Below are 24,012 nucleotides of genomic sequence, written 5' to 3'. Positions count from 1 at the left end.
ATTGGCTCGATACTATCCGACCTCGCCAAGAGCGGATGAAAGCAACTCCCGAACGGGTTCGTTCGGGAGTTCTTTTTTGGTCCAGAGACGAAACTGCCCCTGGGCCTGGGCGATGAACATTTCCAGCCCACCGACCCTCTGGATGCCACCTTCCTTGGCTTGGCGGAGAAAACACGTTTCCTGGGGATTGTAGACCAGGTCGTAGGCAATGTGAATATTGGAGATTTTACCGGGCCAAGGGCTTAATTCCCTGAATTTACCGGACATGCCCAGCGGAGTGGCGTTAACCAGCAGATCTCCGCTCCATTGCCCACGTTCTTCCCAGGGAATATAAACACATCCAGCATCTCGAGCCAGGGATACCGTGCTTTCCGAGCTGCGTCCGCAGACCGTGACGCGTTCGACTCCGAACCGTTTCAAGCCCCAGACCACGGCTCTGGACGCCCCCCCGACACCAAGGACCAGCGCCGTCCTGATCTGGCTCCGCCTGGCCGTCAATGGCTCCAGGAAGCCCTGGACATCCGTGTTGTCCCCCCAGAGTTCCCCGTCGCGCCAGAACAGCGTATTCACGGCTCCGGCGTGCATCGCGTCGGCGGTCAGTCCGTCCAGATACGGCATGATCGCTCGCTTGTGGGGGATGGTCACGCTTACGCCTGGAATCGACAATGTCCGCAAGGCCGCGACAAATTCCGGCAGCCTGTCGGTCGGCATCGGCCACTTACAGTAAATAGCCTTCAAATTGTAGTGCTGGAAGCCCCAGTTGTGGAGCAGGGGGCTCAAGCTGTGCCCCAGCGGATAGCCGATTATTCCGTAAAGGTGATCGGGGATGAAGACCGGCTTGATTGTGTTCATGGTAGAGCAGGGTTGGGGCGAGTCTGAAACCCGCCCCTTTGGTCGTCGCGAAGACTCAGACCCGGACCGCGTCGGCTCCTGCCTGAATCGCCTGTTCGTTGGCGGGGATCATTTTCGCGTAGTTCGGTGAAATGACCTTTCTCAGACTGGCTTTGAGCACGTCCAACGGCACGACGCCGGTCAGTTGAACGTACGCACCGATGGCCACCATGTTGGCCATCTTGGTATTGCCGAGACCGTCCGCGATCTCGTTGGCCGGCACGCCCACGGCCCTGACCCGCGACGAGTCGGCCAACTTCATGTCCACCAGGGAGGAGTTGACCACCACGATACCCCCGTCCAGGACCTGAGGCTGGAATTTGTCCAATGACGGACGGTTCATGGCGATTAACGACTTTGGAAGACGGATGATCGGCGAACCAATGTCCTCCTTGGAAATCACCACGGTGCAGTTCGCCGTGCCACCGCGCATTTCCGGGCCGTAAACCGGCAGATAGGTCACGTTCTGCCCGTCTTCCATAGCTGCGTAGGCCAGAAGCGTCCCGATCAGCATGACCCCTTGGCCGCCGAATCCGGCCACGATGACGTCTTGGTATCCGTTCATCGTCCCACCTCCCTCTCATCAACAGCTTCCCGCGCAGCGAGATCCTTGTAGGTTCCCAAGGGAAAGTAGGGGATAAGTTCCTCCGCAATGCGCTTGTTGGCCTGCACCGGGGTCATTTTCCAGTTAGTGGGGCACGTGGCCAGGATTTCCACGAACCCAAGCCCGAGGTTGTTCAGAGGCGCTTCGAAGGCCCTGCGCACGGCCTTCTTGGCCGCTCGAACGTTCTTGACCGAGTCCACTGCCACACGGGCCGCATAGGCGGTCCCTCCGAGAGAGGCGATAATCTCCGTCATTCTAATCGGTTCGCCCTCGCTGTCCGCGCAACGACCGCCAGGGCAAGTGGTGGTTCGCTGCCCGACCATGGTGGTGGGGGCCATCTGGCCGCCGGTCATCCCGTACACTGTATTGTTCACGAAAACGATGGTCACCCGTTCCCCTCGGTTGGCGCAGTGCATGGTTTCGGCCATGCCGATGGAGGCCAGGTCCCCGTCGCCCTGATAGGTGAACACCGCAGCTTCGGGCCGGGCGCGCTTGACGCCGGTGGCCACGGCCGGGGCGCGTCCATGGGGCGCTTCCACGCAGTCCACCATCAGGTAGTTGTAGATGAAAACCGAACACCCGATGGAACCGATGCAGATGGCTTTTTCGGACAGAGCAAGCTCGTCCAGACATTCCGCGACCAGGCGTTGGGCCACGCCGTGTTGACAGCCCGGACAATAGTGGGTCGGTACGTCCGCCAACACGCCGGGCAAGGTGAAGGCCGCCTTACCGTTTTTCATGAGTTCACCCCCAGTGCCGCAAGGATGGGTTGTTCAAAGTCTTCCGGAGTCGGCAGGTTGCCGGGCATATGGCCGTAAAAGTCAGAATCCGCATGCTTTCTGACCGCCAGACGGACATCGTCCACCATCTGCCCCAGATTGTGCTCGATGGTCAGAAAACGTCTGCCCCCGGAGGCCAGCTTGTCCAATTCCCGGCTTGGAAAGGGAAACAAGGTGATGGGCCGATGCAGACCGACCTTTTTGCCGGACGCCCGTAGCTTGCGAATGGTACTCTTGGCGATGCGGCCGATGGAGCCGAAGGCGACCACGATCAATTCGGCGTCGTCCACGAGAAAATTTTCGAAAAGCACGTCCCGTTCCATGGACGCATATTTGTCGCGTAGGCGAATATTGTGGCCGGCTAAGGCACCGTCTGTCAGATGCAGCGATTTCAGTAATCGGGGAGCGCGATCGCCCTTGCCCATCAGATTCCACCCCAAATCCTGATCGACCCTGGTCGGCCCACTGGAAGTCCCCAGGGTGACCGGCTCCATCATTTGACCGATGATGGCGTCGCCGAGGAGCATCACGGGATTGCGGTAGGCAAAGGCCAAATCAAAGGCCTTGCCGATCAGATCGTAAGCCTCCTGCACCGTGCCGGGCGCCAGGACGAGCTGTCGGTAGTCCCCGTGGCCACCGCCCTTGACGGCTTGATAATAATCGCCCTGGGACGGACCGATATCGCCCAATCCAGGTCCGCCACGGCTGATGTTCACGATCACGGCTGGCAGCTCCGTGCCGCCCATGTAGGAGATGGCCTCCTGCTTCAGCGAGATTCCGGGGCTCGACGAAGAGGTCATGGCCCGCACCCCGCAGGCCGCCGCGCCCAGGAGCATGTTGGCCGCGGCCACCTCGCTTTCAGCCTGCACGAACACGCGTCCAAGGTTGGGCATGACCTTGGACATATATTCCGGAATATCGTTCTGCGGCGTGATGGGATATCCGAAAAAGCACTGACATCCGGCATCCACGGCACCGCGACAAATGGCCTCGTTGCCTTTGATCAAGACTCGTTCACCCGGCGTGGACATCGGCGATCTCTCCTTTCTTGGCTTTTGCCGGTTTGCGCCATACGGATACGGCATAGTCCGGACAGATCAGCGCGCACGCCGCGCAACTCGTACACTCTTCCACCACCTCGTCGCGCACCTCCACGACCTTGTAACCGGACGTGTTGAATCGCGAGGACATGGTGATGATTTCCTTGGGACAAACCGTCATGCACAGAGCGCAGCCCTTGCACCGGTCTTCCCGAAACTCTACTGGTCTCATCATTTTTCCTCCAGATCGGACCTCTGAACATATTCCGTCGGTAGAGACGGCTTTCCAGCAATTACGCGAACCGAGGCGGATTGAAAAGTCGCCTTGAAAACTTTCTTCGCCGCATTCCCCGCGTTCGGCTCAATTCCCCTCATCTTTCCGACAATGGGAGCGCCCGCTAAAGATCACGGACGAATGAACATCGCGTCTCCGTATGAAAAAAAGCGAAACCCTTCCGCCATGGCCCTTCGGTAAGCGGCTAAAATCCGTTCTCGACCGGCAAAGGCGCTGACCAACACCAGCAAACTGGATTTCGGAAGATGGAAATTGGTGATCAACCCGTCCACGACCTGAAACGAAAATCCCGGGTAGATGTACGTGTCCAACCAGCCCTCAAACGGTTCCACTCCGCCCCGGACGGCGGCGACGCCCTCCAATGTCCGCAAGCTCGTTGTTCCCACGGCGACAATCGCCCGGCCTTCCTGTTTAGCCCGGCGGACCGCCTCCGCGGCGCCTTGGGTGATTTTCACGTATTCGCCGTGCATCCGGTGGTCACGGATATCGTCGCAGCGGATCGGGCTGAACGTGCCGTATCCGACATAGAGCGTCACTTCGGCCCACTCATGCCCAGCCTGGATCAGCTTGTCGCGCAACAACGGAGTGAAGTGCAACCCGGCCGTCGGAGCCGCGATGGAACCGGTTTCCTGTTCATCGGCGTAGACGGTTTGGTATCGTTCCAGGTCTCGTTGGTCCGATGGACGGCGAATGTAGGGGGGGAGGGGGATTTCTCCGTTTGATCGTAAAAACTCTTCCAATGAAAGATATGTCGGCCAACTCAGTTCCACTTTTGTTTGCCCGAATTCGCCTTTTTCCAAAACCGTTACCTGGATTTCGCTGAAGTTCAATACCTTGCCGACCCTGGCCTTTTTGGCCGGACGAAGCAGCACGTCGCTCGTTGCCACGGCCCTGGCCCCTACGGTGCGTTGGTCGCGTCGCAAGAGATTGAGTGGCGTCAGAAGGAGCAGTTCCATTCCGCCTCCATGCTCTCCAACTGTTCGAAGTCGCCCCGGAACCACGCGGGAATTGTTGACCACGATCAATGATCCTCGTGGAAGGTGTTCTAGAACGTCATTGAAGACACCGACCGCCGGCGGCAAGTCGTCGCCCCTTCCCATGATCAAAAGGCGTGATGCTTCGCGGGATTGCGGAGGATTTTGGGCGATCAGGGACTCCGGCAGATAGTAGTCGTATGCATCGAGGGAAAACGTCGGACTGATGTTTCTTGAAATTGATAGAGGAGTCATTGGCTCTTGAGTCTCAAGTTTACTTGGTCTAGGATAAAAAACAAAAGAAAAGCTGCTATTGTCTCGCACGAAACGCTTTCTTGGCATCGAGCACTTTTCAAACATCGTTGGCAAACATTTTCGTAAACTCTATTTTTGGGATAATCATCGTCGACGAGCACACCCCATGATCTTTTGCCGCCGATGCATGCTCCCCTTCAGGCACAACAACCTCACTCTACCAACACTTTAATGGAGACCACAATGAACACCACCACCCGTATATTGCTTGCCTGTCTGTTGCTCTTTGTCGCTTCCTGTGCTTCCAAGCAGCACGGTGGGAACGGCGACCACACTGATCCGACCGTCACTCCGTCCGGAGCGGCAAACTATTATTACGATTTTGACGACATCCTCGTGCCTCGGGACATGGAGCTGGTCCCGCGCTCTTCCTTCGTCCTGGAAACCCCGGGAGTAAAGGCCGGAATGCTCGTTTTCAAGGGCCGTGTGGACCCGGTTTCGCTGACGACCTTTTTTACCAACAACATGCTCAAGGACGGATGGCACTTGAGCAGCTCATTTCGTTATCAACGAACCATCATGGTTTTCACCAAGCCGGAACGGGACTGCATCATCAATATCCATGACGGCCGCTTCTCAACCGAGATGGAAATCTGGATCGCCCCCAAGGCAGCGAGTAATGCGCCCACACCGCCCACCCGACAAGAACGTACGCTCACTCAATGACCACCTCGCATACCGATTTCACCGGCTTTGCCGGAAAGCGCCTCCAACTGGGCGTTACCGGCAGCGTCTCCGCCTTTCGAGCCGTGGACATCATGCGTCGGCTTCAGCGGGCCGATGTTCTGGTGGGGGTGACGTTGACCGCCGCGGCCCAGGAGTTCATCCGGCCTTTACAGTTTCGGTCCTTAACCCCGGGACCGGTCTATGAAGGACTTTTTGACTCGAATCAAGCCGAGTACGCCCACCTGGAACCAGCTCAGAACGCTCACTTGTTTCTTGTCGCTCCATCCACTGCCAATACCCTGGCAAAACACGCTTGCGGCATAGGCGACGACCTGCTTAGCTCGCAATTGTTCTCGTTCAAGGGCCCCATCATCCATGCCCCGGCCATGAATCCCCGTATTTGGTCTTCATCAGCCGTTCAGGCCAACGTTTCCAAGTTGATGGAGCGAGGGGTCGGTATCGTTTCCCCGGAAACAGGGGTGATGGCGTGTGGCGAAACCGGTGAAGGTCGCCTGGCCGATGTTGAGGAAATCTTTTTATATGCCTTGAAGGGCCTTATGCCCCAAAGTCTTGCCGGAATCCGGTTCCTCGTCAACCTGGGACCAACGCGTGAATATTGGGATCCGGTCCGAGTGGTGACGAATGACTCCTCCGGGACCATGGGCGCAGCCATTGCGTTGGCCGCTTGGCTGCATGGAGCCGAGGTTTCCGTAGTCCAGGGTCCGACTCCGCATCTCTGGCTCCCTCGTTTTATGCCGACAACGAACGTTGCCTCTGCCAGGCAAATGCACCAAGCTTGTCTCGACCTTGCTACGGGAATGGACATAATTTGCCTGACTGCGGCTGTATCGGATTATCGACCCACAGTCGTGCAACTGAACAAGGCAAAAAAAAGCACTCTTGGTGAACGTGTTTCCCTCGACCTTGAACAAAATCCCGATATTTTGGCGGACATTGGAAGAACGCGCAAGGACTCTCAGTACATCATCGGCTTCGCCGCGGAGACGGACGACATCCTTCATCACGCGCAACGCAAACTCCACGAAAAAAGACTCGACCTGATCGTGGCCAATTCTCTGGCACGCTCAGATAGCGGTTTCGGAACAGCCACCAATCAAGTGCACGTCATCAGCCGTTGCGGACGAAGAGAGTCTTGGCCGATCCTCGCGAAAACAGAAGTTGCAATGCGCATCATTGAATGGTTTCTCGACCATTCCGCCTGATCGACCATGGACGAACGTACACGGATTTGGCGAGAAATCGGTTTACGGTTCATACTGCGAACACCGAGTGTCGCCCAGGAGATCGTCAGGCTTGTTGAAGGAGATTTCGTATCTGCAACGCCTCGACCCTCGGTGCCAAAGAATACCGTTCTTGCTCCTTACCCCGAACCCCTTATGTTCTACAGGCGGCGACTTCAACCACCCATTGTCGCGATCATCACCTATGCGCCACTTGATCATGACTTTCGTGGACTGCCCAATGAGGAGCGCGTTCGCCTGATCCATGCCATAATTGACAAAGCCATGCCTTGGTGCTTGGAGGATGTGGCTTTTTGGCCGTTGGCCGTGTATTCTCCAACTCCGATAACCAATGACGTCGCGGAGGCGGCTTTTGTCCGCGTCGTCGCCGAGTTTAGCCCAAAGTACATTCTCGACTTCGGCGACTGCATCAGTGCTTTTTTCGTTAACCTTATCCACACCGGGCATCACGATGCCCCAGGCTCCCCGCAGACCAGACATGTCATACTCCCGAGCCTTGACGACATGCTGCCGGACAACAAACCGATCAAAAAAGCGGCTTGGGACATCATCCGCGGCTTGACCCCCTGATCCTGAATATTTAAAGAAATAAAGACTCAACATCGATTTCTTACCCTGCGAGCCCCCTCATGAGACATGCGCTCTTTTTCCAATTGCTTCTTCTCTCGCTTTTCTTAATCCTTTCCGCCCCTGTTTCAGCCAATGACAACTTTCCGATCCATGTTTTGAAGATTCAGGGGTCCATCAATCCCGCACAACAAGACCTTCTTCAGGAAGCGATGAATCATGCCTTCAAGGAACGAGCCCAACTGCTTGTCCTTCAATTGGACACGCCAGGAGGTCTCGGAGAGACTACCCGGAACATGGTCAAACAGATTTTGAATGCGCCATTGCCTGTAGCCATCTGGGTAGGTCCCGACGGGTCTCGAGCGGCCTCGGCTGGCGTCTTTCTCGTCGCCGCATCCGCCATAGCCGGGATGAGTCCTAACTCCAACATCGGTTCCGCACGCCCCGTAGGTGTCGGTGGAGAGGATATTCCCGAGGCCATGGCGGACAAGATCCTCAATGATTTCTTGAGTTTGGTTAGGGCATCAGCTCAGAGTCGCGGGAGGAACGTTGATTGGTACGTCAGCGCTGTGAGGGAAAGCGCCAACCTTACCGGAACTGAGGCTGCCATGCTCCGCGTGGTCGATCTCGTTGCGGTCAGTGTTCCGGACTTTATTGAACAAATCGGCATTCGCGGGTTTGAGTGGCAAAACGAACGAATCTATTACAACATCGACGATGTCGCGATCGTCGATTTTCAACCAGGTCTCTGGTATTCCATTCTTTCTTGGATGCTTGATCCGCAAATAGCCTATTTTCTATTAATGGGTGGGTTGGCTGGGATTTTTTTCGAGTTGACCAACCCGGGCGCGATTTTTCCCGGCGTTCTCGGCGGTCTCTGTCTGCTCCTGGGTTTGTACGCTTTATCCATTCTACCGACCAATGTCGCCGGCCTCCTGCTGATCCTCTTTGGCCTGATGCTTTTTGGTCTTGAATTGATGATCTCCAGCTTCGGACTCCTCAGCCTTGCCGCCGTGATTTCTCTTTTCTTTGGGTCGGTAATTTTGTTTCGGTTCGAGTACGGGTTTGGAGGAGTTCCCATGACCAGCATAATCGTTACAACTATCGGAATTTCCGCGTTTATCGGCTTCTGTTTGTATCTAGTCGCGAAAGCCCACCGCAGCAAGCCGTTTAGTGGTCCTCATCAACTCCTTGGGTGTACCGCCAAGGTCAAACATTGGTCTAAGGATCAAGGCATCGTCCATTTACAAGGAGAAACCTGGACAGCTATCAGTGACACCCCGCTAACTTTGCAGCCTGACGACTTGGTCTCAGTTTCAAACGTCGACGGGCTTGTTCTTCATGTCATTCCAACGTCAACACATAACACGTCAGGAGGTTGATTTCATGACTGCTTATCTCCCAATACTGCTTATTGTCGCTTTTTTTCTTTTCTCCGCGATCCGTATTCTCAATGAATACGAGCGAGGAGTTATTTTTCGTTTAGGCCGGTATGTCGCCACCAAGGGTCCTGGCTTGATTATCCTGATCCCCCTTTTGGATAAAATGGTTAAAACCAGCCTCCGTACCGTAGCCATGGACGTCCCTCACCAGGATGTCATCACCAAGGACAACGTGAGCATCAAGGTCAATGCAGTCATATATTTCCGCGTTATCGAACCATCCAAGTCCGTCCTGGCCATCGAAGATTTTTTGTTCGCGACCTCACAACTTTCTCAAACCACTTTGCGCAGCGTTTGCGGGGCTGTTGAGCTGGATCAGATATTATCCCAGCGTGAAGAAGTGAACATGCAAATACAATCCATTCTTGATGCCCAAACGGATGCCTGGGGCATCAAGGTTTCTGGTGTTGAATTGAAGCACGTCGACCTGCCTACGGAAATGCAGCGAGCCATGGCCAAACAGGCTGAAGCCGAACGTGAACGGCGCGCTAAAATTATCAACGCCGAAGGTGAGTTTCAGGCGGCTGAAAGGTTAACGCAGGCCGCGGAAATCATCTCACGCAACCCTGAAGCCCTTTCCTTGCGCTACCTGCAAACCATGCGTGAAATGGCTGCATCGGGACAAGCAACTATTTTGCCTATTCCACTTGACTTTTTGAGATTGAATCGTCCATAGGTATAAACAACACATCCTGATTTTCCTTCTAACACATCTACATCCGATGAATTTTCCAGCGCTTAAAAACCAAATGCAAGAGTTGTTTTTGGCAATACAGCAGGCAGCAGATTCTGGTGAATTGCCAGCTCTGAATGAGGTCGCCTCTTTTTTGCAAGCCACTGAAAAAATGACCATAAATGCACAGGAAGCATGGCATTCCGAAGCAGAAGACTTCCTCCACCTGACCCGGCAACTGCATATGGTCGTAAAAAAGCGAAACGTTCAAGAGGCCGTGCTTCTTCTCGATGCTCTGCGAGATGCTCAAGAATTCTGTCATCGGTCGTTCAAGTCGGAGAGTTAATGTTTCACGTGAAACATTAACTCTCCGACTTGATTTACATCAAGAGACGTTAATCACCCGTAGCTGCTCAGCGGCTATTATTCTTTTCAGAACGCCCGGCTAATCCCGGCTCCGCAAACTCGCTAGTGTGGTGCGATGTTGCGAACCCAGGTTTGGTCGGGCGTGTACGCTGGGAGGATAGCGTTCGGGAAAACAAATGGTGGTATACAGTGACTGAAGTCATAGTGCTTGCAAATCAAAAAGGTGGGGTGGGAAAAACGACAACCGCCGTAAACCTCGCAGCATGTTTAGCCGTGATGGAAAAAAAAGTCCTCCTGGTTGATTGTGATCCTCAAGGGAATGCCACGAGTGGAGTAGGGTGGGACAAACACGTGAACCGTGGAGACCTTTATTCTGTGTATTATTCTGCACAGGATTTCCATAAGGCCGTCCACGCGACAAGCTTTCCATATCTGTCCGTGCTTCCCGCCACGTCGGATCTGGTCGGCGCGGAGCTGGAATTGGTTGGGAAAAAAAATCGTGAATTCTATCTGCGCGACGGCATCAAATCGCTGGAGCACGATTTTGACTTTGTGGTCATCGACTGCCCGCCGTCGTTGGGATTGTTGACGGTGAATGCCTTGTGCGCGGCCCGACACTTAATCGTGCCGATGCAATGTGAGTTTTATGCTCTGGAGGGGATGGCCCAGTTGATGCGGACTTTCAAACTGGTTCGTCAGCGACTGAATGCGAGATTGGATCTTTTGGGTGTGGTGCTGACCATGCACGACCCTCGCAGTAATCTTACCAAGGATGTGGAAACCGAGGTATATACCCATTTTCCCGGTCAGGTCTTTACAACACCGATTCCAAGAAACGTTCGACTGTCCGAGGCGCCAAGCCATGGGCTCCCTGTAATCAATTACGATATCAAGTCCAAAGGATCGCAGGCCTATCTTAAATTCGCGGAGGAATGCTTCGCTCGGCTTGATGAGAGAAGGAAAAGCATCAAGGAGCAAGGCTCCGACTTTTTTTCCGTCTTGTAGTGTGAGTTGTCAATATTTTGCGTGAACGAGAAAATACACGGCCCGAAGGCTTGATCCTGATCGTGAGGACCAAGGCTTCGGGCCGTTGATATTGAAATGCGGGCTGAGTGGGTTGCCTGGGATTATCCTGAAAACGGCTGAGTACAGTTCACGTCAATGGCGTCTTTGAAGTGGTTTTTTCGTATCCGAGCTTGGCATTGAGCACATTCGAACGACACCAAGCCGCCTAGGTTGGCCGCCTTAAGAAGAAATTTACGTGGGTTGTCCTGCTGCCAGTCCTGTGTTTGGTTGTCGCAGAGTCGGCAATGAACGTCCGTGTCCACGGGGTAGGGAAAATCCCAGCACGAAACGAGCATTTCCCAATCGCCGATAGGTTCCTTGATTTCTTGGAATTTCGCGGTGGGACGTTCCAAGGCATTCCGAGTTTTTTGGTCCAGTTGCTCCCAAAGGGCAAACGGGATAAAGACCCCAAGGGGTTTACCTTGGGCGTCGAAGGCGTGAATAATGTCGTTCGAGGACATGCTGACTCCTTTTTGCGAATAAATTCGTTAATGGTTCCGTGTGGTTCACAATTGCACGACATGTTGCGTAGCAATGAGATGCTTCTTGAACGTGCGATGTCAAGGTGAAAGGAGGAGGTTCATGGCTGTACGGGGGCTGGGTAAGGGACTCGGTGCGCTGCTGGGCGACACGGAGCGGGGTGAAACCCAGAACGGGCGCGACGTGACGATGATCAACGTGGATAGCCTGAGGGCTAATCGATATCAACCGCGTAAATACTTTTCAACCGAATCCCTAGAGGAACTGGCCGCATCGATCAAGGCGCAGGGGGTTTTGCAACCGATCCTTGTTCGCCCTGGAACTCATCCGGACGAATATGAACTGGTGGCCGGGGAACGTCGATGGAGAGCGAGCAAACTCGCCGAGCTGCGACACATTCCGGCGATCATCAGGGATCTTGGGGACAAGGAAAGCCTGGCTCTGGCACTGATCGAGAACGTCCAACGCGAAGATCTCAATGCACTGGAACAAGCTCAAGCCCTTCAGCAGCTTCAAGACGAATTTCAAGCCACGCAAAACGAACTCGCCGAACGAACCGGACTCAGCCGTCCCCATATCGCGAACTTGCTGCGGTTGCTGCAACTCCCAGAGCACATGCAAAAGGATATACAGGAAAAGCTCTACACGGCCGGACACGGTCGAGTGTTGGCGGGCATAACGGATCCGGAGGGCCAAATGTCGCTCCGGGACAGAATCATCTCTGACGACCTCAGCGTTCGAGAGTCTGAGCGACATGCCGCATACTGGAAGGAGCACGGGCGGTTTGCGTTCCAGGCTCGGCAGGAGCAAGAAATGCCAGCGATCGCTAAGAGTGAGCGGATGGTCAGGTTCGAGGAGATGATCATTCGCGAGGTCGGCCTGCGAGGGGTCAAACTTCGCGGTACGGAAGAAAAGGGTAGCATGACCATGCGCTACGGATCAAAGGACGAACTGGCCAGATTATTGAAAATACTTGGGGTCGACGCGTCATGAGTTTCCACCAAAAGATAGTGGTAGATTCTACTCAAGTACAGTGGCGAACTTTTTACACAAAGCCCTCGCTATTAATTTTGCCATGAACTCCTCCTTCGAAAACACATCCTACAAGCCGGAAGACTTGCTCGCGAGTATAGACAAATTGGCTGGCAACACCGTGGTCATCATCGGCGACGTCATGTTGGACGAGTACATATTCGGAGCCGTGGAGCGGATATCTCCGGAGGCTCCGGTGCCTGTCGTCCGAATTGAAAACGAGGAATATCGACTCGGCGGAGCTGGAAATGTCGCGAAAAATATTACCGCCCTGGGAGGGCGGGCTAGTTTGTTCGGTTTTTTGGGGGGCGACGGCTCTGGTGAGCGGATGCGCGAGATGTTTCGGGAACACGGCATTGAGGATGGCTGCATTCAAGAATGTGAACGACCCACAACCCGCAAGACCCGAGTCATCGCCCAACAGCAACAGATCGTCCGGATTGACCGGGAATCCGCGTGCGTGCCATCCGCCGACGGCATGAACAACCTCCTGCACGGCGTCGGAGAGGCGCTCGAGAAGTGCAGGGTGCTGATCGTCTCTGATTATGGCAAAGGCTTGGTTTCCGGGCCGGTCATGGACAGGTTGCGAAGAATCCGTGAATCGATGCCCCACGAACTCCTGATCATCGTGGATCCGAAACCGGAGAACTATCCCGCGTATCGCGGCGTCGACCTGCTCACCCCAAACACCAAGGAAGCCGGGGTCGAAAGCACTGTGCGGCTCGACGGTGGGGGGGGCGACAGCCTGAGCAAGGACGTGTTCGCCGCGGGACAGCGACTGATGGGCGAGCTTGAAAGCCGGGAACTGTTGATCACGTTGGGGGCCAAGGGGATGTTGCTGTTTCGTTCGCCCCACCAAGCCGTTCACATTCCTACAGCCGCCAGAAAGGTCTATGATGTGACCGGCGCCGGGGATACCGTCATTGCCGTGCTGGGTTTGTCCTTGGCCGCGGGATTGGAATCCTTGACGGGTTGCCTCCTGGCAAATTACGCGGCGGGAGTCGTTGTCGGGCAGATCGGGGCCACGGCAGTATTGCCGGAACACTTGCGAGAGGCCGTGGTTTCATGGCCGGAAATCAATATTCGTCAATATTTGATACCTTAAAAAATTAAATAGTTGTCAGGAGAAAGGTTTTGCTTAGATTTGCAATATTCATAGAAAGGTTAGTAGGTAGTAGTCGACAAAACATAGTATAGCCAGATCACCGCTATTGATAGACACGTAAAAATTGCAAGTGTGCAGCACCAATGTTGAGTTTATGTAGCTCAAGAAGTTTATATGTCATGAAAACAGTTATACTGATTCCTGCAAGTTTTGTTTTGAGTCTCATTGTCTGGTGTGTCCTGTCATGGCCGCTGCCCATGCATTTGACAACCGCTGTAGCTATATCGGCTCACGGGGGGGCAGACCAATCCGTGCGCCACATGGTACCTTCAGATGCCTTGCAGTTGCTGTACTATTTTCAACTGGTCAAGGAATGGGTCACAGGAGGTACGCCCCTGTTTTACAATCTCTACGAATTCAACACAGGAAATGACACGGATAGGTATCTTCCCGGCGGGTATTATGTTCCATTTTCGCTGATTTACACGGCCGGAGCGCTCATCGGTGGGCAGGCGTTCGGGATGAATGTCGCGGGGCTAGTTTCCCTATGGGTATCTTTATTGGCAACATGGTTGTTTTTGCGTCGGTACGTGAAAGATGAGTGGGTTGTTGCCCTATTCAGTGTCTTTGCAATAGCCCTGCCGTTTCGATGGATGCAATTGTTCGATGCAAGCCCTGCTGGGTACGCCATGATGTGGGTTCCGTTGTTGCTTCTTGGCCTGGACATGGCCATTCGTGACGGTAATATTTTTGGCGGGTTCCTGGCGGGTCTCTCCGTAATGATGGCATTTTTCGCGGATTTGCATGTCTTTTTTTTCAGTTGCCTGCTTCTGCCCGGATGGTGTGTAATGTCCGTTATCGCCGAACCGCGTGTGGTTATGCAACTGCGTGGGCGTGTGCTGGTGATCGCACGAGCAATGCTTCCTCTCGCCGTAATTATGGTTGTGCTGGTCTTTGCCGTTACCTCGCAGTCTGCCTCTCTTGAGGATACACATATGGGGAGCGGAAGGGATTTGAGGGAGGTGGGACTTTTTTCACCGCAAAAAAGCGGCTTTCTTTCCTGGGAAGCCCAAGGAATATCCAACCAGGTTCATGTGGGGATCACTTTTCCGATCCTGATGGTCTTAGGCAGTCTGGCCTTTGTGTCGATGTTTCTGCGGAACCCACGGACGCAATGGCGGAACATGCTATTTTGGATATTTCTTCTGGGGGGTATCGCAGGGATTGCCCTTCTGGCCCTTGGACCGCATGGCTTACGCAGTGGCGGTCTTTTCGCGCTCGTTCGAGAAGTGATTCCTCATTATGCCATGATCCGCCAAGCTGGGAAAATATTCACGCTCATGCCAACCCTTTTGGCCCTGGGCGGGGCATTGGCATTGTATGCAGTGGTTCGCATCGGGCCGCGACATGCTTGGTGGAGAACCGTTTGCATCGGAGGGGTGGGGGGAGTTGTGATTGGAAGCTATCTGCTTTTGCCGAGTCCCACGTTATCCTACCTGGAAAATGAACAGCATGCTTATCAAGCCGTGGTCGATGATGCCAATGAAATGGGTATCTTCCCCCGCGCGTTCATAGTAACACTTTGGCCCGGAGATAGCCATTTCGGTTCCATTTATCAGCACTACGCCATCACGTATCGAATCAGGATGATCAACGGATACACGCCAGCCATAGACATGGCGTATTTTGAGGATGTGTTCAGACGCTTTGAGAGTGTCAATCAAGGCTATTTGAGCGAAGATCAGATCGAGAATCTCCAATCCAGGGGGATTCGTCACCTTTTGGTGCATGAGGACATTTATCCTGAAAAAGTTGCACCATTTCCCGTATCCTATTTGCTGCGAACGTATCTAAACCATCCTTGCTTAGAGTTTTTGGCTCAAGATGGACCTGTATGGGCTTTTCGCATCCTGGATCGTCAATGCTCCTCGCAGCAATATCCTGAATCTGATTTTGAGAAGAAGCCGTTGTTTCCAGCCAGACTGTTTGCAATGGAAAACGCTCGAAGGACTGGGGGAACTTTGAGGGACGATGAGGAGGCCAGTGGTTGGACGTTTGTGAATTTGCAATCGTCTGATTCCTCAGTAACGCTTCCCTTGACCGCGACACCGCCGGCCCCGGAACTTCGCTATCTTGTCCGGGCCAGAGGAAATGGTCTTCTCCTGGCCAGGGTGCATAATGATGACGGGGAGGTCCTTTCAGAGAAGATGGTTCGCGTGGAGTCAGGAGAATGGGATTGGTTCACTGCCCATGCTCCCCTAGAGACATTCTCCCAGGTCACCTTGCACCTGCAGCTTCACGAAGGGGAAATCGACCTGGACATGGCGCTGCTTACTGGAGGCCGTTGGCGCTTTCTTAATCCAGGGCAATCAGTTGAACTGGCGGCACCTCTATTTTTCCGAGCAGGGTACACCGACCTGAAAAACGAACAAGTTGTTTTCCGCCGGTCCCACGAAGAAAAGAGAATATTATTTTATGGACCGAGAATGCCAATGGCTCCGGGCAACTATGCCATTAAATTGGCTTTTGAAGATAATTCTCTTCCAGGGACGCGGCTTGGAGTTCTGCATGTCGAGCTTGATTGGAATACGAAAAAAGGACCCGTCTATGAGCTTATTGCAGGAGAGGATTTAGAATTTTCACTAGATATCCAGAACAACCTTCCACTGAGCTTCTCGCTGGTTTACTTCGGAGCCTCGGATTTGCGCATAGATGGGCTAACTATTTTAAGACAATGACTGCCAGGTCGATTCGATATAGAGGCGTATAAAGATGTTACATTCTTTGAATTCAATTCTTGGCGAGTTGAAATTTTATCTGGGCAACCGATATCCTGGCTTTATAACTTCCTCCTCTCCACAGGAAATGAAAAACAATTCCGTGGCTATATTCATGCTGCATACTGTGGACAGAGCTATCTTCGAAGCGCAGTTGAGATTTCTGCGGGATAACTGCTACCAAGTCCTTGATGCCGAAGAACTGTACCTGTTTCTCCAGCGTCGAATCCAGTTGCGGGGGCCTGGTGTCGTGCTCACCTTTGATGATGGAGAGCATAGCCTCTACCATACGGCCTTTCCGCTGCTCAAAAAATACGGCTTCAAGGCCGTGGCTTTTCTTGTCCCGAGTCGGATTCTTGATTCCCGAAATACCACCACACAGGGAAAGCAATGGCTGACCTGGGCGGAAGTTCGAGAAATGCAGGCGTCAGGTGTCGTGGATATGCAATCCCACACCATGCACCATGAGCGGATATTTACCAGTCCGCGAGTGCTGGATTTCCTTCGGCCCGGTATGCTTGACGATGACCTCAAGCTGGATATGCCCACAGTGGGAGATGAGCAGGATGGCCAACTGCAGATCCGGGAGCTGGGGATGCCGATCTATGCATTTGGTTCACGAATGGATGACGATCCACGGTACTTCGATTCCGTGCGTCGACGTAGGGCCTGCGTCCAGCATGTTAAAAACCACGGAGGTGAGCTGTTTTTTCAACGGCCAGGGTGGAAATGCGAGCTATACAGGGTATGGGAGGGCGCTGAGACCGAGAAAGGGGAACGGTACGAATCAAATTTTGAACAACGAAACGCAATCTTTTCGAGCCTCAAGGCTTCTCGAACAGTGCTGGAGGAGCGTTTGCAAAAACCTGTCCGGCATGTGGCCTTTCCTTGGTGCATTGCCGGAAGAGTGGCTCGCGAATTGAGCTGGGAGGCTGGATATGTGACAAATTTCCTGGGGCCGCTTCCTGGGGTTCCCCTGGCCTGCCCAGAAATTGATCCCTTTTCCATCCCCCGCCTCAAGGACGACTATCTCTTTCGCCTTCCAGGCAAAGGGCGGCATTCGCTTGCCAGCGTGTTCGCGCATAAGCTCGTTCGCCGGATGACCAAGCGGGAAATCTACTGATTCCCAATGTCCATGGCGTCCATCGTCATGGGATCGGCGCGGAACACAAGGTCTTGAATGATTCCGGCCAGTTCATGGTTCAATGCCGCATATCCCCGGCTATTGATGTGCAGGTAATCTTCCCGGTACGCTCGGAGAACCTCTCCGTCATTGCCAGCCAGTATCGTTTCCGTATCCAGCAGGGTTACGGAAGCCCCCCCCATGGCCTTGAGGTGGCCATTCACCTCCTGGATCGCCGTGGATACGGTGTCTGACAACAGCAGTTTCCGCGGCAGCCAGAGTTTTCCTAGGGGGAAGATCGTGGACAAAACGACATGGATGTCGTTTTCCGTTGCACGTTCCACCATCCAGCCGATATTCGTAACGGTTTCCTGCAGAATAACCTCGCGCTGGTGAGGAAAGGCCGCTATGGCTCGGAGATCGTTCACGCCCACCTGAAGGATCAGCACGTCCACGTCCAGTCCCAAAACATGGCGCTCAAAACGAGATCTGACCTGTGCCGTGGTCTGCCCACCGATTCCACGATTGATGATTCGAAAGCCTTCTTGAGAGAGATCTGGAGATGGCCATGCCGCGGCACGGGAATCTCCAAAAAAGAGCACGGCAGGCCCGATCTCGGATTGAGGTTTTTCCTCTTCCGGGAAAGTAAGTTGTCCAAGGGTGTCGAGCCGGGCTATATGCAGGGAATGGTAAGAGTTCCAGCACTGCCGGGCAAGCAGGACACTGATGAACAATGATAGGACAAGGAGCGCTAAGAGGACGGAAACCATGGTCTTGGGCATGCTGCGAAATCAGGGAAAACGTTCCAAGTGACGTTGTGGATGTTGTGAACCTGGTCGTACCAACGCTGTCGGGATAGGGGGCGCGCTGTAGCTGCTGGCGGAATGCAAGGGAACAGTTTAGACGAATTTCCGGATCAGGAGCCAATAGACATTAAAAAAGCCGACATAGGCCCGCTTGAAGACTCTGAGCACGGGGTTGTTCAGAAGCTGCGGGGGGACGTAGAGGTCGCCGGAACGCAAGACGTCTCTGTCATGAGCGACTTTGAGCAGGTGTACGGCCCGTCGCTTGCGGAGCAGTTCGGGAAGCTGGCGCGCGGCGGCCCATGTTCCGGTAACGTATTCCTTCCCCGCTCCCTTAAGCAGCAGGAAAAGGAACTGCGAGCACTCGAAAACAATCAGCGCCGGGGCGCTCAGCGCGATGGTCCGCCAGCCATACATCTTGATGATGAAAAACCACCTGTTGCGGACCTGAAAAAAGGCCTTGGAGGTGCCGCGCGGCGCAGCGGTGTGCGTGACCTTTGCCGCAGTGACATTCAAGCAGGGACGGCCGGTAAGGGTCAAGCGAAACAAGAAATCCCCGTCTTCCCAGTTGAAGACATACGCCTCGTCAAACCCGCCTATCCGCTCCGCAAGGGATTTTTCCAGCAGCAGGGCCCCTCCGGAGACCACGTCGTAAACGGCGTGGTCCTCTTCCACCTGGTCCTTGGGAATATAGGCGCACAGGTAATGGATGAAGCCCCCGTTGTAGTGGGCGGACAACCGGGGGTCATGTTGATCGATGATGGTTGGGTGCACGGCTCCGGCATGGGGGACCTTCTGTTTGGCCCGGACCAGATGGCTGAGACAATCCGGTTCAACGACGATATCGTTGTCCAGGAGAAAAATGAGCTCGCTGCCAGCCTCGGCAAGCGCCCTGTTGCGAGCCGCTGCGGCCCCCTGGTTCTGTCCCAGTTCAACGAGTCGGATGTGGGGGAATCGTTCTCTGACCAGGAATTGGCTTCCGTCGGAAGAACCGTCATCGACGACGACAACTTCGGCCACCTCCGGGTAGGCAAGCAGCTCAACGGCGTGGAGAGTTTGCTCCAACCTGTCCACGCCGTTGTAGTTGATAATCACGACGCTGACACGCGGCAATGATTCTGTCACGTGTCGGATCCGGATGCGGTTGTTTTTTCAAACAGCATCATTTCGTAGCCAGGGTGGGTCTGTACCTGGGTGCTCGTGAGCCCTGGAATCGCCTCCAGAAGGGGGTGAATGGTTCTGGCCCCGATTTTTTTGAGTTCCAGCCCCTCTTCCGATTCCCCGGAAGCAAAGACATCGACGGCCAGTAATCTTCCGCCTGGGGCAAGGTGCGCGATAAGGTTGCGGACAGCTTGGTCGATCTGTTCAAGGTTCAGATAGCAAAGTATTTCAGAGCAGGTGATCAAGTCATACGTTTCCTTGGGGCGAAACGTAAACACATCGGCCTTCAGAAATGAAACACGGGGGTTGCCCGCATGCATCCGTCTGGCTCGCTCCACGGCGATCTTGGAAATATCAATTCCCAGAAGGCGCTCCCCCAGCGGTGCCAGGACCGTGGTCATGTACCCTTCTCCACAACCGACCTCAAGAATGTTGGTGTAGTGGCGGTCACCCAGAAATGATGCGATGCGCTCCCGCTTGATCCGCTCTTCCTCACTTGCGGAGTAATTGTACGTGTCCGGTTTGCGGTACCGCCAGTCGAAATAGGCCGCGACAAGCCAGCGGTTCCGTTCGAGAACAGGTCGAACCAACGGATGGTTTTTGACCAAGAAAGACAATTTTCGCAGAGCGTTGAGTGGCATGGCACGTATCCGGTCGAGTTTGGTGGAAAGGTTGATGGGAATGCTGCTGGATAAAATTCCGATGAGATACCCTACAGCGGGCGGTCTTGCTGCGAGACCGTTGATGCGCAGCGGACGATTTCATCTTTTCTTGCCCCGACGAGCCCGCCGCGGAGGTAGAAGTAGAAGCCGGGCAGGATGACGATTCTGCTCAGTAGATGCTCCAAGATGGAAATGCTTACAGCCCCGGCACCGGAGACGCCAAGACCTCGCAAGGCGGCGAAAAACGCGCCTTCCTGCAACCCGATACCGCCAACGGAGATCGGCAGCATGAGGAGGATCCAGGCCAGAGGCATGACCAGGGCCAGAGCGAGAAAATCGATATGAATATTCAAGGCCAGAGCTTCAAGATAGACGATCATGACCCGAACAAGCAAAATCAGCAGCGTGAGTGCCGAGGCCAGGGCAAGAATGCGTGGCTGTCGGCCGTACTCAAGAAAGCTCTGATAAATGGTTTTCAGTTTTTCGGAAAGGCCGACGCCGAGGGTGCGTTTGATCAAGGGGCCAAGCATCCTGGAGAGAGTGGGCCGGGTGAAGACAAGCCCAATGATAAAAAAAGCAAAGCATAACACAATCATGGCCAGGGCGACGGACCAGGGAAGATACCGCCCGGCGGCGAAGATTCCAGCAATGGCGGCGACGATCAATGTGATGCCGACATTAAGACCACGATCCAGGGCTGACGCGGCCACTGCCTGGATAGATCTGTCGGTACACTTGGAGATGGCCATCATGCGCAGCACGTCCACGCCTACGTTGGACGGCAGAAAACTCCCCAGGCACCCGGTGGTCATCTGAATTCGAAACAACGGCCATAGGGGTAGGACCACCCCTTGGGCCCGTAACATGACTTGCCACCTCCAGGTGTTGATCAACCGGTCCACAAGCTGGGCTGCAAGGACGAGCAGGACAAACTCGGGGCGAACCCCCAGGAGCAGGCCAGCAAGATCCTGGAGGTTGATGCTGTAGGCCAGAATTGCAAGGAGGCCAAAGCTCAGGACAACCCGAACAACGAACTGGGTTTTCTTGGGGGGTACGTTTGCCACGGGCGCGGTCAAGCTTTTTTTGAACGAGAAACAAGCGGGTGGGCTACAGTCGCTGAACCTCATAAAACAGCGGGATCATCAAGGCGTCGCTGTCCATGGATAAGCGCTCCCCTTCCAGATCCGGACGATCGTCGTACGGTTCAACGAGCAGATGGAATGTCTCTCCGGGGGATCGGTGGGCATCGTCAAGAATCGCACCGTCACGAATGACCCAGTACGCGATGAGCATCTCTTGCTGATCATAGGTGCCGGAACGGACATCCTCAACGGCGTAGCGGTGTGCTACAAGCGCCCGGTCGTAGGGCGCGATGGCCTCAAGGGTGGGAATCGCCACGGCCTCAAGAAGTCGCACAAGGATTTCCACGGCGTCGTCTGGAGAAACGGCCTGATCATGCGCAATGGTGTCCGTCGCGGGGGACGCGTCCGGCACAACAGCAACTTCGTCACCAGAGACAGCGGCTTCGGCGTCGTAGGCCAGGATCAGTTCCAGCCCGGAGAGGGTCCAGACATCCGGATAGAAATCGGCCCACTGATCTCCAGTCAGGCGGACCCATGCTTCAATATGCTGGAAATCCTCGCTGAAACGACCAATGTGCACGGAAACATCCGTTCCGCCACCTCCTATCTTGTTGCCACCGCCACCAACGGTATAAGGGCCGGTCATGGTCATGATTCTGGGGTGGTTGGACCAGCGGGGGTGGTAGACTTCATAGCCGTCGATGCCGGGAGCGCTGTTGATGTTCACCTGCCAGCGGCGATCCGTGCCGTACTGGATGATGTTCAAATTGCGGTGAGCTCCGTCAAACATCCAGAACAAATGTTGATCGTCAGGTGAGAGGGAGACCCAGCATCCCCGGCCAAGACGCGTCCAGCCGCCGTTGGGTAGCCGGGCAACGCCGGCATCCGACCAGGGAAACATGCCGCCGGCGAGTCTGCCGTCAATGGAGAGTTGAAAGTTGTTCTCCGTTACCGGGGACATGTCCCAGACCTTTTCCGGCGCTGAGAGACCGTCAAGCGGGATGCGATCAACACGGTGGAACGAGGGTGCCCGGTCCTGGGTCATTTCGGTCCCGACGTAAACAAACTCCCGGCCACTACCGGGCTCAGCCCATACTTCCAGAGCAGAGCCTTCGGCCAGTTTCCTCTGATTGGTTCCATCGAACCCTACGACCATTACAGCATCTTGTGTGCGATCCGTGTACACCACGCGATCTCCGTGAGGCGTAATCATCGGCTTGGTGTAATTAGCAGGCTGCTCCAGGATGACTCGCTTCCCCTGGCCGTCCCGTGAGTCGAACCCCATCAGGCGCAGCCGGTCACCACGAGCAAAGGTATCCCTCCCGTCCCCAATGTCCTGGACCCAGGTGACACGAGTATGGCTGCCAGTCAGGTCTTCGACATGCTGTTCCAGCGAGTCGGCGGGTGGGCTATGGCTTACAGTTGGTTGTTCATCATTGCGGGAGCAGGCGGTCAGAAAAAAGGATACCGACACAAGCACAGTGAGAAAGCCGATCAAACGGAAAACGTCATTTTTGAATAAACGAGACTTCATAAAATACTCCTATTTTGGAAGAGAGGACAACGTTGACTCAATGAACAGTTGAGTAAGGTAACATACGTCGCCACAACTCCCATTGTAACTTGTGGAGCTGAGATTGCAAGGGTCGAGTCAGAAAACACTGCTCAGGGACAAGCTCATGGATGGGGACGGCGTGGTTGAGAAAGGTCGGGAGGAGCGATGTGTTCTGGAGAGTCCGCGAGGTGGAGTCGAAGTTCCGAAGGGGCGACGCCATCCAAAAGATACAGCGGTCTCCGCTTTGTTTCGTTGTAGATTCTCCCTAGATATTCACCAAGAATCCCGATGAAGACCAGTTGCACGCCCCCAAGAAAAAGGGTCACAACCATCAATGAGGGGTATCCCTGCACCGGATCACCGAACATCAGGGTCTTGTAGATGACGACAATGGCGTAGAGAAAGGCGAACAGCGCCGTGAACAAGCCGAGGTACGCCGATATCCGCAAGGGAGCAGTGGAAAAGGACGTGATCCCGTCCAGAGCGAAATTCCAGAGTTTCCAATAATTCCACTTGGAGACACCTGCATTGCGGGGATCGCGGGCATACCGGACGGGTTTGGTCGGATAGCCGATCCAGGCGAAGAGGCCTTTCATGAACCTGTTTTGTTCTCGAAGCTGGGCCAAGGCCTGGACCGCTCGGCGGCTCATCAGACGAAAATCCCCGGTGTCCACGGGTATCGGGGTGTCGCTGACCCTCTGGATGCAGCGATAGAACCACTTGGAGGTGAATTGTTTGAACCAAGACTCGCCTTCGCGGGTAGTTCGTACGGCATAGACGACATCGTATCCTTCGCGCCAACCAGCGAGGAAATCGTGGATCAACTCCGGAGGGTCCTGCAGGTCGGCGTCAATGATGACCACGACATCCCCGCAGGCATGGTCCAGGCCCGCGGTCAAGGCTGCCTCCTTGCCGAAGTTGCGAGAAAGATTGATGATGGTGATATGTTCATCAAAGCGGCGCAGCTGGTGCAAGACTTCCAGCGTGGCATCGCGACTGCCGTCATTTACGAAGATGAACTCGTAGGGGCAACCGGTGGCCTGGAGCACGGCCCGCGTACGTTCATGGAAACGCGGGAGAACAATTTCCTCGTCGTAGGCCGGAACGATGATGGACACGGAGGGAAGTTGGTTGACCCGTTCGCGTTGCGCGGCCGCAATGTTCAAGTGAGGGTTGGACATGGATTGTGAGTGAGATCAAGGATGATAACGGAAGTTATTGAAAAAAGCGAATTGCTGAGTGCTTGGTAGGTGTAAGCTTTCAAAAACACAAGGGAGGTTGTCGCCGTTAAAT

The 24,012-nt window shown here is 54.6% G+C and carries 24 protein-coding genes; 11 read left to right on the top strand and 13 right to left on the bottom strand.

Annotated features, from left to right (window positions below; genetic code table 11):
• Positions 1 to 12 precede the first annotated feature (12 nt).
• The 6 genes from aroE to queA all read right to left on the bottom strand — a co-directional run bounded on the left by aroE (position 13) and on the right by queA (position 4,838).
• The gene (aroE, locus tag C6366_RS09450; RefSeq protein ID WP_107737356.1) at positions 13 to 852 is read right to left on the bottom strand and encodes a shikimate dehydrogenase; all 840 of its coding nucleotides are present in this window, start codon (positions 850 to 852) and stop codon (positions 13 to 15) included.
• A gap of 55 nt (positions 853 to 907) precedes the next feature.
• The gene (locus C6366_RS09445; protein WP_107737354.1) at positions 908 to 1,456 is read right to left on the bottom strand and encodes a 2-oxoacid:acceptor oxidoreductase family protein; all 549 of its coding nucleotides are present in this window, start codon (positions 1,454 to 1,456) and stop codon (positions 908 to 910) included.
• Entirely contained in the window at positions 1,453 to 2,235 is a 783-nt protein-coding gene (locus C6366_RS09440) for a thiamine pyrophosphate-dependent enzyme (protein WP_107737352.1), read from the bottom strand. The genes C6366_RS09445 and C6366_RS09440 overlap by 4 nt, the downstream gene beginning before the upstream one ends.
• Positions 2,232 to 3,305, bottom strand: a complete 1,074-nt coding sequence (locus C6366_RS09435; protein WP_107737350.1) for a 3-methyl-2-oxobutanoate dehydrogenase subunit VorB — start codon at positions 3,303 to 3,305, stop codon at positions 2,232 to 2,234. Before C6366_RS09435 ends, C6366_RS09440 begins: the two co-directional genes overlap by 4 nt.
• Positions 3,289 to 3,546: a 4Fe-4S dicluster domain-containing protein gene (locus tag C6366_RS09430; RefSeq protein ID WP_107737385.1), complete on the bottom strand. Its 258-nt coding sequence runs from the start codon at positions 3,544 to 3,546 to the stop codon at positions 3,289 to 3,291. Before C6366_RS09430 ends, C6366_RS09435 begins: the two co-directional genes overlap by 17 nt.
• A 173-nt stretch (positions 3,547 to 3,719) precedes the next feature.
• Entirely contained in the window at positions 3,720 to 4,838 is a 1,119-nt protein-coding gene (gene queA / locus C6366_RS09425) for a tRNA preQ1(34) S-adenosylmethionine ribosyltransferase-isomerase QueA (protein WP_107737348.1), read from the bottom strand.
• Positions 4,839 to 5,081: 243 nt separating this feature from the next.
• Here queA and C6366_RS09420 point away from each other — a divergent pair, with 243 nt between their 5' ends.
• From C6366_RS09420 to C6366_RS09390, 7 genes are all read left to right on the top strand, one after another.
• Complete coding sequence (locus C6366_RS09420) at positions 5,082 to 5,564, top strand: hypothetical protein (RefSeq protein WP_107737346.1); 483 nt, start codon at positions 5,082 to 5,084, stop codon at positions 5,562 to 5,564.
• Complete coding sequence (gene coaBC, locus C6366_RS09415) at positions 5,561 to 6,787, top strand: bifunctional phosphopantothenoylcysteine decarboxylase/phosphopantothenate--cysteine ligase CoaBC (RefSeq protein WP_107737344.1); 1,227 nt, start codon at positions 5,561 to 5,563, stop codon at positions 6,785 to 6,787. Before C6366_RS09420 ends, coaBC begins: the two co-directional genes overlap by 4 nt.
• A 6-nt stretch (positions 6,788 to 6,793) precedes the next feature.
• Positions 6,794 to 7,396: a hypothetical protein gene (locus C6366_RS09410; RefSeq protein ID WP_146164809.1), complete on the top strand. Its 603-nt coding sequence runs from the start codon at positions 6,794 to 6,796 to the stop codon at positions 7,394 to 7,396.
• Between the two features lie 59 nt (positions 7,397 to 7,455).
• Positions 7,456 to 8,775, top strand: a complete 1,320-nt coding sequence (locus C6366_RS09405) for a nodulation protein NfeD (RefSeq protein ID WP_107737340.1) — start codon at positions 7,456 to 7,458, stop codon at positions 8,773 to 8,775.
• A 4-nt stretch (positions 8,776 to 8,779) separates the two neighbouring features.
• Positions 8,780 to 9,511, top strand: coding sequence for a slipin family protein (locus C6366_RS09400; protein WP_107737338.1), 732 nt, complete (start codon positions 8,780 to 8,782; stop codon positions 9,509 to 9,511).
• Between the two features lie 46 nt (positions 9,512 to 9,557).
• On the top strand, positions 9,558 to 9,854 hold the full coding sequence (locus tag C6366_RS09395) for a GAK system XXXCH domain-containing protein (RefSeq protein ID WP_107737336.1): 297 nt from the start codon (positions 9,558 to 9,560) through the stop codon (positions 9,852 to 9,854).
• 209 nt (positions 9,855 to 10,063) lie between these two features.
• Positions 10,064 to 10,879, top strand: coding sequence for a ParA family protein (locus tag C6366_RS09390; RefSeq protein ID WP_107737335.1), 816 nt, complete (start codon positions 10,064 to 10,066; stop codon positions 10,877 to 10,879).
• Between the two features lie 122 nt (positions 10,880 to 11,001).
• On the opposite strand, the gene C6366_RS09385 is transcribed toward C6366_RS09390, so the two are convergent.
• Entirely contained in the window at positions 11,002 to 11,400 is a 399-nt protein-coding gene (locus tag C6366_RS09385) for a hypothetical protein (RefSeq protein WP_107737333.1), read from the bottom strand.
• 121 nt (positions 11,401 to 11,521) lie between these two features.
• On the opposite strand from C6366_RS09385, the gene C6366_RS09380 reads away from it, so the two are divergent.
• From C6366_RS09380 to C6366_RS09365, 4 genes are all read left to right on the top strand, one after another.
• Entirely contained in the window at positions 11,522 to 12,412 is an 891-nt protein-coding gene (locus C6366_RS09380; RefSeq protein WP_107737331.1) for a ParB/RepB/Spo0J family partition protein, read from the top strand.
• A gap of 82 nt (positions 12,413 to 12,494) precedes the next feature.
• On the top strand, positions 12,495 to 13,556 hold the full coding sequence (locus C6366_RS09375) for a bifunctional heptose 7-phosphate kinase/heptose 1-phosphate adenyltransferase (protein ID WP_107737329.1): 1,062 nt from the start codon (positions 12,495 to 12,497) through the stop codon (positions 13,554 to 13,556).
• A gap of 179 nt (positions 13,557 to 13,735) precedes the next feature.
• The gene (locus C6366_RS09370; protein WP_107737327.1) at positions 13,736 to 16,294 is read left to right on the top strand and encodes a hypothetical protein; all 2,559 of its coding nucleotides are present in this window, start codon (positions 13,736 to 13,738) and stop codon (positions 16,292 to 16,294) included.
• A gap of 154 nt (positions 16,295 to 16,448) precedes the next feature.
• The gene (locus C6366_RS09365; protein ID WP_158269721.1) at positions 16,449 to 17,456 is read left to right on the top strand and encodes a polysaccharide deacetylase family protein; all 1,008 of its coding nucleotides are present in this window, start codon (positions 16,449 to 16,451) and stop codon (positions 17,454 to 17,456) included.
• Here C6366_RS09365 and C6366_RS09360 read toward each other — a convergent pair.
• The 6 genes from C6366_RS09360 to C6366_RS09335 all read right to left on the bottom strand — a co-directional run bounded on the left by C6366_RS09360 (position 17,450) and on the right by C6366_RS09335 (position 23,900).
• Entirely contained in the window at positions 17,450 to 18,238 is a 789-nt protein-coding gene (locus C6366_RS09360; protein ID WP_107737323.1) for a GDSL-type esterase/lipase family protein, read from the bottom strand. The genes C6366_RS09365 and C6366_RS09360 overlap by 7 nt on opposite strands.
• A gap of 117 nt (positions 18,239 to 18,355) precedes the next feature.
• Positions 18,356 to 19,384 (bottom strand): glycosyltransferase, encoded by a 1,029-nt coding sequence (locus tag C6366_RS09355; protein ID WP_158269720.1) that lies wholly within the window; start codon positions 19,382 to 19,384, stop codon positions 18,356 to 18,358.
• On the bottom strand, positions 19,381 to 20,061 hold the full coding sequence (locus tag C6366_RS09350) for a bifunctional 2-polyprenyl-6-hydroxyphenol methylase/3-demethylubiquinol 3-O-methyltransferase UbiG (RefSeq protein WP_107737320.1): 681 nt from the start codon (positions 20,059 to 20,061) through the stop codon (positions 19,381 to 19,383). Before C6366_RS09350 ends, C6366_RS09355 begins: the two co-directional genes overlap by 4 nt.
• Positions 20,062 to 20,132: 71 nt before the next feature.
• Positions 20,133 to 21,146: a lysylphosphatidylglycerol synthase transmembrane domain-containing protein gene (locus C6366_RS09345; RefSeq protein WP_158269719.1), complete on the bottom strand. Its 1,014-nt coding sequence runs from the start codon at positions 21,144 to 21,146 to the stop codon at positions 20,133 to 20,135.
• Between the two features lie 43 nt (positions 21,147 to 21,189).
• Positions 21,190 to 22,698 (bottom strand): hypothetical protein, encoded by a 1,509-nt coding sequence (locus C6366_RS09340; RefSeq protein WP_107737316.1) that lies wholly within the window; start codon positions 22,696 to 22,698, stop codon positions 21,190 to 21,192.
• 143 nt (positions 22,699 to 22,841) lie between these two features.
• Positions 22,842 to 23,900, bottom strand: a complete 1,059-nt coding sequence (locus C6366_RS09335; protein ID WP_107737314.1) for a glycosyltransferase family 2 protein — start codon at positions 23,898 to 23,900, stop codon at positions 22,842 to 22,844.
• Positions 23,901 to 24,012: the final 112 nt, after the last annotated feature.

The organism is Desulfonatronum sp. SC1 (assembly GCF_003046795.1).
Classification (GTDB): Bacteria; Desulfobacterota; Desulfovibrionia; order Desulfovibrionales; family Desulfonatronaceae; genus Desulfonatronum.
Note: the sequence above shows the minus strand (reverse complement) of the source record. Positions and strands in the feature narration are given on the sequence as shown.

What these genes read in the sequence shown, in the direction of transcription:
- aroE (WP_107737356.1), bottom strand. Translation starts at nt 852, where the DNA reads ATGAACACAATCAAGCCGGTCTTCATCCCCGATCACCTTTACGGAATA.
- C6366_RS09445 (WP_107737354.1), bottom strand. Translation starts at nt 1,456, where the DNA reads ATGAACGGATACCAAGACGTCATCGTGGCCGGATTCGGCGGCCAAGGG.
- C6366_RS09440 (WP_107737352.1), bottom strand. Translation starts at nt 2,235, where the DNA reads ATGAAAAACGGTAAGGCGGCCTTCACCTTGCCCGGCGTGTTGGCGGAC.
- C6366_RS09435 (WP_107737350.1), bottom strand. Translation starts at nt 3,305, where the DNA reads ATGTCCACGCCGGGTGAACGAGTCTTGATCAAAGGCAACGAGGCCATT.
- C6366_RS09430 (WP_107737385.1), bottom strand. Translation starts at nt 3,546, where the DNA reads ATGAGACCAGTAGAGTTTCGGGAAGACCGGTGCAAGGGCTGCGCTCTG.
- queA (WP_107737348.1), bottom strand. Translation starts at nt 4,838, where the DNA reads ATGACTCCTCTATCAATTTCAAGAAACATCAGTCCGACGTTTTCCCTC.
- C6366_RS09420 (WP_107737346.1), top strand. Translation starts at nt 5,082, where the DNA reads ATGAACACCACCACCCGTATATTGCTTGCCTGTCTGTTGCTCTTTGTC.
- coaBC (WP_107737344.1), top strand. Translation starts at nt 5,561, where the DNA reads ATGACCACCTCGCATACCGATTTCACCGGCTTTGCCGGAAAGCGCCTC.
- C6366_RS09410 (WP_146164809.1), top strand. Translation starts at nt 6,794, where the DNA reads ATGGACGAACGTACACGGATTTGGCGAGAAATCGGTTTACGGTTCATA.
- C6366_RS09405 (WP_107737340.1), top strand. Translation starts at nt 7,456, where the DNA reads ATGAGACATGCGCTCTTTTTCCAATTGCTTCTTCTCTCGCTTTTCTTA.
- C6366_RS09400 (WP_107737338.1), top strand. Translation starts at nt 8,780, where the DNA reads ATGACTGCTTATCTCCCAATACTGCTTATTGTCGCTTTTTTTCTTTTC.
- C6366_RS09395 (WP_107737336.1), top strand. Translation starts at nt 9,558, where the DNA reads ATGAATTTTCCAGCGCTTAAAAACCAAATGCAAGAGTTGTTTTTGGCA.
- C6366_RS09385 (WP_107737333.1), bottom strand. Translation starts at nt 11,400, where the DNA reads ATGTCCTCGAACGACATTATTCACGCCTTCGACGCCCAAGGTAAACCC.
- C6366_RS09380 (WP_107737331.1), top strand. Translation starts at nt 11,522, where the DNA reads ATGGCTGTACGGGGGCTGGGTAAGGGACTCGGTGCGCTGCTGGGCGAC.
- C6366_RS09375 (WP_107737329.1), top strand. Translation starts at nt 12,495, where the DNA reads ATGAACTCCTCCTTCGAAAACACATCCTACAAGCCGGAAGACTTGCTC.
- C6366_RS09370 (WP_107737327.1), top strand. Translation starts at nt 13,736, where the DNA reads ATGAAAACAGTTATACTGATTCCTGCAAGTTTTGTTTTGAGTCTCATT.
- C6366_RS09365 (WP_158269721.1), top strand. Translation starts at nt 16,449, where the DNA reads ATGCTGCATACTGTGGACAGAGCTATCTTCGAAGCGCAGTTGAGATTT.
- C6366_RS09360 (WP_107737323.1), bottom strand. Translation starts at nt 18,238, where the DNA reads ATGCCCAAGACCATGGTTTCCGTCCTCTTAGCGCTCCTTGTCCTATCA.
- C6366_RS09350 (WP_107737320.1), bottom strand. Translation starts at nt 20,061, where the DNA reads ATGCCACTCAACGCTCTGCGAAAATTGTCTTTCTTGGTCAAAAACCAT.
- C6366_RS09340 (WP_107737316.1), bottom strand. Translation starts at nt 22,698, where the DNA reads ATGAAGTCTCGTTTATTCAAAAATGACGTTTTCCGTTTGATCGGCTTT.
- C6366_RS09335 (WP_107737314.1), bottom strand. Translation starts at nt 23,900, where the DNA reads ATGTCCAACCCTCACTTGAACATTGCGGCCGCGCAACGCGAACGGGTC.